Origin of the sequence: Mesorhizobium sp. M7A.F.Ca.US.005.03.1.1 (genome assembly GCF_003997975.1) — a bacterium.
Classification (GTDB): Bacteria; Pseudomonadota; Alphaproteobacteria; order Rhizobiales; family Rhizobiaceae; genus Mesorhizobium; species Mesorhizobium ciceri.
The window spans coordinates 1-8,429 of the sequence record NZ_RZRO01000165.1; the positions used below are offsets into that span (position 1 = coordinate 1).

The following is an 8,429-nucleotide window of genomic DNA, read 5'->3' on the forward strand; positions in this document are numbered from 1 at the left end:
AGATAATCCTGGTCATCAGCACATAGTCGCCGGCGCCGTCGAGACGGGCAGCCTCGATGACTTCCTTGCTGACGCGCTGCATGCCGGCCAGCAGCACCAGGGTGGGGAAGCCCAGCCAGTGCCAGACATTGGCGAACAGGACGCTGCCGAGTGCGGTGTGTTCGTTGCCGAGCCACGGTATGGCGCCGATGCCGACCAGCGCCAGCGTCTGGTTCACCAGGCCGAACAGCGGATGCAGGAACAGTTTCCACAGGAAGCCGACGATGACCGCCGACAGCACGACCGGAAGAAAGACGATGACCTGGTGGATACGGTGGCCGGGCAGCGCCTTCAGCAAGGCATAGGCGAGCAGGAAAGCGGTGCCGTTCTCGAACACCATCAGCGCCACGAAGGCGATGATGTTGTGCTTCAGCGCATTCCAGGTCCAGTCGCTGTAAGGCTGTTCAAACAGCACCTTGCGGAAGTTTTCGAAGCCGATGAATCCGGTCGGCTGCAAGCCGTTGAACTCATAGAAGGCAAGGCGGAAGGCTGAGAGCAGCGGCCAGAGCACGAACAGCACCATGACCACCAGGGCCGGTGTCAGCAGGGACGCGATCCAGAGTGACCGGCGCCACGGAAAGGCTTTTGTGGTGTGGCGCCGGCCGCTGTTCATGTCACTTGCCCTGGAAAGGCTTGTACCATTTGGCGAGGCCGTTGGTCAGGTCGGCGGCCAGCTGGTCCGGGGTGATCGAACCCGACATCATCTTGGTGATGTCGCCCTGCAGCAGCTCCGATCCCGTCGGTTTCTCGAAACGGAAGTAGACGACATTGATATGCGGCATGGCGGTTTCGTTCAACTTGGCGACATGGGCGAGAAGCTCGTCCTTGATGACGACGCCCTTGATCGGCGAGATGTTGCCGAGCAGAGCGGAGAACTTGTCGCCGAACTCCTTTGTGCCCATCCAGTTGACCAGCCTGAGCGCGGCCTCCTTGTTGGCCGACTTGGCGTTGACCGCATAGCCGCCGTCGAAAAACTTGGTCACCTGCGGCGTATCGCCGGCCTTGGCCATGGGCGGGGCGACGAAGTCCATGTTGATGGCCGGGTTCTGGGTGCGGTAGCTGGCGATGTCGAAGCTGCCGCCGGCAAGCATCGCCGCTTTGCCGCTGATGAACAGCTGGCCGGCGGTGTCATAGTCGATACCTTCGAAGCCGGGCGGCATGTAGTCGCGCAATTCGAGCAGCTTGCCGAGTGCGGCGACATAGCGCGGGTCCTTGAAGGTGGTCTTGCCCGACGTCAGGTCGCTGACAAAATCCTGGCCGAGGAACGGGTTGGTGAAGATGGCGACGAACATCTCGTTGAACCAGCTTGTGCCCATGCCGTTGGCGAGGGGATAAATACCCTTGTCCTTCAGCGCCTTGCTGACGGTTATGAACTCATCCCATGTGGTCGGCGGGGTCAACCCGGTCTTGGCGAAGACGTCCTTGTTGATGAACAGGCCGAGCGTCTGCGAGGCGAAGGGCAGGGAATAAACCTTCTTGTCGGCGCGGTAGGTGCCGGCCACCAGCGCATCGGCGGGCTGGTTAGCGAGTGAAGGCACCGTGGTCAGATCCTGCGGCTCGAAATAGCCGGCCTTCACGAACTGCTCGAGCCAGCCATAGGCGTGGGTGTGGATGACGTCGCCACCCTTGCCGGCGGCCAAGGCCGTCGAGACGATCGTCGGATAGTTCTCGTCCGGGAAGGACTCGAACTTCACATGGATGTCCGGGTTGGCCTTGGTGAAATCGGCGAAAAGTTCGTTGTAGGCGGCCTTGTCTTCCTGGCGCCAGGTCCAGAACGAGATGTCGGTGGCATGCGCCACGCTGGCTGCCAATCCCCATGCGAAAGACGCGGCCGCGAGGGCCAGCCCAATCCTTCTCCTGCTCATGTTGCAATCTCCCAATCGCGCTTGATGCGCTTTTTACGACGATTATCAAATCATAGTTCTTGCCGTCTGGAAAGATAGTTTGTAAAGTTTCCTAACTAATGTGGATTGGACGCGGCAGCCCGGCTTGCGCGGTGGATATGGTGACCCAGAAAATCATTGCAGGCGTGGATATAGGCGGCACCAAGACGCGCATCATGGCGTGCCAGGGCGAGCGCATCGCCGACGAGGTGCTGGTGACGGAGAGCTGGCGCATTCGCCAGATGGAGACTGATGCCGAGACACTGGCTGGGATCGTCGCGGGATTGTGCGGCGGGGTCGCGCCCGCTGTGCTGGCCGTTGGCGCGCATGGCTGCGACACGGGTGAACAATGCCTTCGCTTCCAGGCTCTGCTGGCAAGCAGGACCGGTGGTGCGGTGCAGGTGGTCAACGATGCCGAGCTGATGGTTCCTGCCGCTGGCTACATCGACGGCATCGGCGTCGTCTCCGGCACAGGCTCGATCGCGGTGGCACGCACGGCCGATGGCAAGATGCTGGCAGCCGGTGGCTGGGGCTGGATCCTTGGCGACGAGGGCAGCGCGCCGGCATTGGTGCGCGAGGCGGCGAAAGCAATCCGGCACAGCCTCGACCGGGGCCAGGATGGTGACCCGCTGATTGCCGGGCTGATGCGCGAACTGGGTACAGACGACCAGACCAAGCTTGGCATCCTGCTCAACGAAACGCGTGGTGCCGCGGTCTGGGGCCGCTATGCCAATGCCGTATTCGACGCGGCGATCGCCGGCTCGGCTCTGGCTATCCGTGTTATCAGCGAAGGCGGGACAGGGTTGGCCGCATTGGTCGAACTCTTGATCGAACGCGGCGCCAATCCCGCCCTTGTCGTGGCTGGCGGCGGGGTCATCTCGGAGCAGCCGATGTTGATGACGGCATTCGTCGAGGCCATGGCAAAGGTCTCGCCGTCGAGCCAGGTGCTGCTGCTGCGCGAGCCGCCGGTGCTGGGTGCGGTCGCCTTGGCGAGACGACTGCTGATCGGCCAGGGCTAATCTTCGGGAATTGGAGCGGTTTGAATGATGAAGCGTATCGGCTATCGCCCGGCGGTGGCGCGCCAGACGGAAAGTCTCGAAATCGGCCGGCGTTCGGTGGCCTCGTCGCTTGACGACCTCGATCTCGGCGCTTTTGCCGGCAAGACGATCGGGCTTGCCGGCATAGGCGCCAGCTATCAGGCGGCGCTGGCCGGTGCGCTTTATCTGCGCGCCTCCGGTATCAAGGCTTTTGCCTATACGCCGACCGATCTCTATGGCCGGACGGATGCAGCCGCCGATGCGTTCATCGCGCTGTCGGCCTCCGGGCAGAGCCGCGAAATCTACGACGTCATGCGCGAGGCGTCGGGCGCGCCGCGTCTGGCGGTCTGCCGCGGCAGCGACAATCCGCTGGCTGATCTCACCGGCGCGGTGCTGGCAACGGATTCGGGTGCCGACAATGGCGCAAGCTCCACCGGCTATACCGGGACCTTGCTGGCGCTCGGCATGCTGATCGACAGGCTCGCCGGCAACAGATTCGACTGGACGACTTTGCCACCTGCAGCCGCCACCGTCCTTTCCGGTGCGCAAAGCGCTGCCGGGCAGGCGGCCCGGCTGCTGCAGGGCAGAACATCCATCGACATCGTCGGCGCCGGTGTCGGCTTCGCCAATGCCGGCGAGGCGGCGATGCTGATACGCGAGGCGGTGCGGGTGCCGGCATCGGGATGGGACACGCTGAACTATCTGCACGGGCCGATGGAATCGCAGGATGCGACGACCGGACTGATCGCCATCGGCGACGGTCGCGAGGTGAAGATCGCGCAGGATCTTGCGGCGCTGGGCTGCCCCTCGGTGCTGGTGACGCGGCGCAGCGATGTCGCTCCAGCCGACAGGCTGGTGGTGATCTCGATTCCCGCGCTCGGCAACGCCATCGCTGATGCCATACTGGAGATCATCGCCATCCAGCTCATTGTCGGCGACATGCAGGACGCGGCCGGCCTCACCGACATCGTGTTCCGCTACCGCCAGACCGATACCAAGCTGAAGCCGTGGTCGCCGACCGAAGTCTGACGTCCTTGTCCGGACATCGCGGAAATTGCCAAACCGGTCAGCAATGAGGCATTGAGGACAGGATATGGCTTTCGAGTCGGGGCAGCGAATGCGCTTTCGCCGACCGGAGACAGGATTTCAGGCAAAGGTCGAACGGCTGAGATGGCGGCTGCGGAAATCCCCAATCTGACCGACAGCGCCCGGGCGGTGCTGCGCCTGCTTGCCTCGCACGGGCCGGTGACGCGGCCAAAGCTCGGCGCCATGCTCGACCTGTCGAAGCCTACCATGTCGGCGGCGGTGTCGGAGCTGAGCGCGCTCGGCCTCGTCGCCTCGCGTGGGATTGAGCGCGGCGCCATTGGCCGCACGGCGACGATCTACGGCATCGGTCCAGGTGCCGGCTACGCGATCGGCATCGATGTCGGCGCCGCCCAGGTGCGCGCCGTCGCCTATTCGATGGATGCGCAGAAGCTGGCGTCGGCGGAAGAACCGATCCCGGAAACGATAGCCGGCGATGCCGACGCGGTCGGCGCCGTCGTAGAGTCGGTCGCGCGTGCCACAATGGCCAAGGTGGCCAAGAGTTTTCGCGCGTTGCGCGCCATTGCGGTGGCGGTGCCGCGCATCGTCTCCAATGATCGTTTCGACCGGCCCGGGGGGCCGTCTGCCGTGCTTGGCCTGCTGCGGCGCAGCATCGAGGTGCCGATCGTCCTGGAAAACAACGTCAACTGCGCGGCCATTGGCGAGATGCATTTTGGTGCCGCGCAAGGCCACCAGACCTTCGCCTTTCTGCAGGTCGGCGTGCGGGTTGGCCTCGGCCTCATCACCGAGGGGCGTTTGTTTCGCGGCGCCGGTGGTGCGGCCGGCGAAATCGGCCGCATGCCGTTTCCATGGTCGGCCAGCGAGACGCCCTATCGTGAAGGGCTCGAACATTATCTCGGCTCTCGGGCGCTAATAGAGCGCTGCCGTGTCGACTGGCCCGCTGCGGAAGGCGCGCCGCCCGACTCGGCCAAGGATCTGTTCGCGCGTGCTCTGGAGGGCTCAGCACCGGCGGTGGCGGCTGTCGCGCGCCATGCCGCCGATATCGGCAGGCTGGCCGCTGGCTGTATCGGCATACTCGACCCCGGCCTGATCGTGCTTGGCGGCGGTGTCGGCAGAAACCCGCTGATGACGGAAAACGTCGAGCGCGTCGCGGCAGAGCTTGCGTGGCCGACACGGATCGCCGTCAGTTCCCTGGGGGACGACGGGACCGCGCTTGGTGCCGTGAAGCTGGCGGTTGATTACACTCTCGGGCTGATGCTGCGCGAAGGGCGCCACCCGGCTGTGGTGCTGCCCCCAACGTCAAACGTGGAGCCTTAGAGGTGGTGTATCGTGGAGGACAATACCTCGTCGTCACTGAGCATTGCTGGCGCTCATCGCGCCAAAGAAGCGCCTGACGGACGAGAGAGACTGGGCCATATGGATTTCGTTTCTTGCGGTGTTCGGGAACGTGCTTTCGCTCGACCCTGCGCTCGTTTGGCGCGCCCACGTACTGCGACGAGACTTTTTTCCTTCGCCTGAAGATCCTGCATCGCTCGTTCTAGGTGGTCGTATAAAGGAAGCCATTCCTCGCCTTGGTCACTAGGTGCGACGATGATCTCCGCAACGCGGTCGAGCGCTCGCTCGATGCGCTCCTCCTCATGAGAAATTTCAATGGAATATGCTATTTAAACGATCGAGTGGGCATCCAGTTCCAGGCTCGAAGGCGGACGGCAGCTTTGCGCCCCATCTCAGTCGTAAAGTTGCATTTTTCAATTGCCCGGAAGCAGACACTTTCTTCAAGGCCCTTCGACGGGTTGGATAGGCTGAACTCACCGGGATCTAGACCAGGCGAAGTTTATCTCGAGCGATCTGCCAAGCCGATTCGACATGTCGCCGTGCCGCCGCTTCCGCCTCATCGGGCTTGCGCGACCTTATCGCGTCCATGATCTCGTTCATCTCGCTGATCGCAGGCTCGCGGCGGTTCTCCGAAAGAATGGTCATCGAACGAAGCTGATTGATTCGGACATTCAGCCCGCTGACGATTTCCCAGGCGACACGCTTGTCGGCGGCCTCGAACAGCGCCTCGTAGAATTTCGTCGTCGCCCGCATCACTGCCGGCGGCGTCGCCGACGCCCATGCCCCGAACAAGTCCGCCAGCGCGCGTTCGAGCGTTGCCAGTTGCTCGCCGGTGGCCGACAGGGCGCAGGCGCGTGCCGCAATGCCTTCAAGCAGTGCCCTCAACTCATAGATCTCGTCGGTGCGGCCAAGATCCGGCCTGGCTACGGCCGGCCCGTGCCCAGGGATCATCTGCACGAGCCCCTCGGCCTCCAGTTGCCGCAGCACCTCGCGCACGACGGAACGGCTGACGCCAAGCTGGTCGCAAAGCGGCCGCTCGACCAACCTTTCGCCAGGCTGGAAGTGGAAATCCATGATGGCTTCGCGCATGCGCTCCAGCGCCAGCGTTCTCAAGGTCTTGGCGCTGCGGTCGATGCGAAGGGTGTCGTCTGGCATGTCTTGGCTCCTGCACCGCCACGAAAACAGATTCCATGCCCGGTTGACAAGGTACTTGGTGCTCCATAGCATGGTATACCATAAGATGATACAGGGATCGGACGGTCCCTGGGATCGCCGACCCGAGGATTCCATGCAGCCTGCCATCCGCAAGATCGTGACTTATACCGAGAACACGCTGATCGAAGGCGGCAAGGCTGCACCGCGGCCGCTGCGCCTGATCGGCGTCGCCGCGGTGCTGACGAACCCTTGGGCGGGACGCGGCTTCACCGACGATCTGTCGCCCGAAATCCGCGCCTGCGCGCCGGTGCTCGGAGAGATCCTGACCCGCGAGATCATTGCCGTCGCCGGTTCCGGCGAGGCGATCGAGGGCTATGGCAAAGCGGCCATTTGCGGCACGTCTGGCGAGATCGAGCATGCCTCGGCGCTGATCCACACGCTGCATTTTGGCAATCATTATCGCCGCGCCGTCGGCGCCAAGACCTATCTTGCCTTCACCAACCTGCGCGGCGGGCCGAACACGCCGATCATGATCCCACTGATGGACAAGAATGACGAAGGACGGCGCTCGCATTACCTGACCGTGCATTTCCAGATCGGCGATGCGCCGGCGCCGGACGAACTGGTGGTGGCGCTTGGTGCGTCGATCGGCGGTCGCCCGCATCATCGTATCGGCGATCGCTATCAGGACCTCAAGGAGCTTGGGGACGTGCATGGCTGACGCTTCCACCTGGGCGCGACAGGGCACAACGTTCGATGGCACCTGCTTCATCCGTGCCGGCGCTGGCACGCCGGTGCTGTTCATCCACGGCGTCGGCATGAACGCCGCGATCTGGCAGCCGCAGTTCGAACGCATGGCCGACAGCTTCGACGTCATCGCGATCGACATGCTCGGCCACGGCCAGTCGCCACTGCCGCCGCAGCACCCGGAACTGGCCGACTACGCCGACCAGGCCATTCGCCTGCTCGACCATCTTGGCCTCGACCGGGTGTCCGTCGTCGGCCATTCGATGGGTGCGCTCGTTGCCCAGGAGTTGGCCCTGCGCGCACCGGAGCGCGTCCGCCGCATCGTTTCCCTGAATGCCGTGTTCCGGCGGCCACCTGAACTGGCCGAAGCCGTTCGCCAGCGCGCGGTGGCGCTCAACGGGCGCAGCGATACGGCCGGCACGGCACAGACCATTGCGCGCTGGTTCGGCGATCCGGTGCCGACCGAGCTGGAGGCGGCAGCGCGGAACACGGCATCCGCACTGAGCGCGGTCGACCCGGAAGGCTATGCCCGCACCTACCGCCTGTTCGCTCGTGCCGACGGCGATCATGCCGACCGCCTGCCGACGCTGGCCGTACCGGCCCTGTTCATGACCGGCTCCGAGGACAGGAACTCTTCGCCGGCAATGTCGGCCGCGATGGCACGGCTGGCGCCGCATGGCCGCTGCACGGTGCTGCCGGGCGAGAAGCACATGATGGCGGTCGCGGCGCCGGACCTCACCACGCGCCATATCGTTGACTTCCTCGCGGAGGACGAAGCGATCGAGCGAAGCGGCACTGCTGAGGCGAATACCGGGTTCGACAGCGGCGAGTTCCGCCGTGCGCTTGGCTCCTTCCTCACCGGCGTCACCATCGTCACCACCATCGGGCCAGAAGGCGAGCCGCGCGGCTTCACCGCCAACTCGTTCACCTCAGTGTCGCTCGATCCGCCCCTCGTGCTGGTCTGCATCGCCCACAAGGCCTTAGGCCATCCTGTCTTCGCGACATCGAAAAGCTTCGCCATCAACATCCTCAACGAGGGCCAGAAGGCAGCGTCCGGCATCTTCGCCTCGAAAGCCGCCGACAAGTTCGCCGCCGTAGCATGGCGGCCGGGAAGGACCGGCAGTCCCGTTTTGGACGGCTCCGTCGCGTCCTTTGACTGCGACATGGAGCGGCTGGTCGAGGCCGGCGA

General features: G+C 64.1%; 8 protein-coding genes. 5 read left to right on the forward strand and 3 right to left on the reverse strand.

Annotated elements, in window-relative coordinates; genetic code table 11:
- Both EN990_RS34135 and EN990_RS34140 read right to left on the reverse strand, forming a co-directional pair.
- Nucleotides 1-652: sugar ABC transporter permease (locus tag EN990_RS34135; protein WP_164756006.1), on the reverse strand; the 652-nt coding region annotated here is incomplete at its 3' end.
- Nucleotide 653: 1 nt separating this feature from the next.
- On the reverse strand, nt 654-1,904 hold the full coding sequence (locus EN990_RS34140; RefSeq protein WP_127369077.1) for an extracellular solute-binding protein: 1,251 nt from the start codon (nt 1,902-1,904) through the stop codon (nt 654-656).
- A gap of 137 nt (nt 1,905-2,041) precedes the next feature.
- Between EN990_RS34140 and EN990_RS34145 the strand changes: the two genes are divergently transcribed.
- The 3 genes from EN990_RS34145 (at nt 2,042) to EN990_RS34155 (ending at nt 5,320) form a co-directional block, all read left to right on the forward strand.
- Complete coding sequence (locus EN990_RS34145; protein WP_245460978.1) at nt 2,042-2,941, forward strand: BadF/BadG/BcrA/BcrD ATPase family protein; 900 nt, start codon at nt 2,042-2,044, stop codon at nt 2,939-2,941.
- 24 nt (nt 2,942-2,965) lie between these two features.
- Nucleotides 2,966-3,988, forward strand: coding sequence for an SIS domain-containing protein (locus tag EN990_RS34150; protein ID WP_127369075.1), 1,023 nt, complete (start codon nt 2,966-2,968; stop codon nt 3,986-3,988).
- Nucleotides 3,989-4,129: 141 nt separating this feature from the next.
- Entirely contained in the window at nt 4,130-5,320 is a 1,191-nt protein-coding gene (locus EN990_RS34155; protein WP_127367047.1) for an ROK family transcriptional regulator, read from the forward strand.
- Nucleotides 5,321-5,821: 501 nt separating this feature from the next.
- Here the strand turns inward: EN990_RS34155 and EN990_RS34160 are convergent.
- Nucleotides 5,822-6,493 carry a GntR family transcriptional regulator gene (locus EN990_RS34160; RefSeq protein WP_013525211.1) on the reverse strand — a complete coding sequence of 224 codons (672 nt, stop codon included), beginning with the start codon at nt 6,491-6,493 and terminating at the stop codon, nt 5,822-5,824.
- Between the two features lie 133 nt (nt 6,494-6,626).
- On the opposite strand from EN990_RS34160, the gene EN990_RS34165 reads away from it, so the two are divergent.
- Both EN990_RS34165 and EN990_RS36760 read left to right on the forward strand, forming a co-directional pair.
- The gene (locus EN990_RS34165; RefSeq protein WP_127367046.1) at nt 6,627-7,214 is read left to right on the forward strand and encodes an amino acid synthesis family protein; all 588 of its coding nucleotides are present in this window, start codon (nt 6,627-6,629) and stop codon (nt 7,212-7,214) included.
- The coding region (locus EN990_RS36760) for an alpha/beta fold hydrolase (RefSeq protein ID WP_127388554.1) at nt 7,207-8,429 on the forward strand (1,223 nt) is incomplete at its 3' end. The genes EN990_RS34165 and EN990_RS36760, both read left to right, overlap by 8 nt.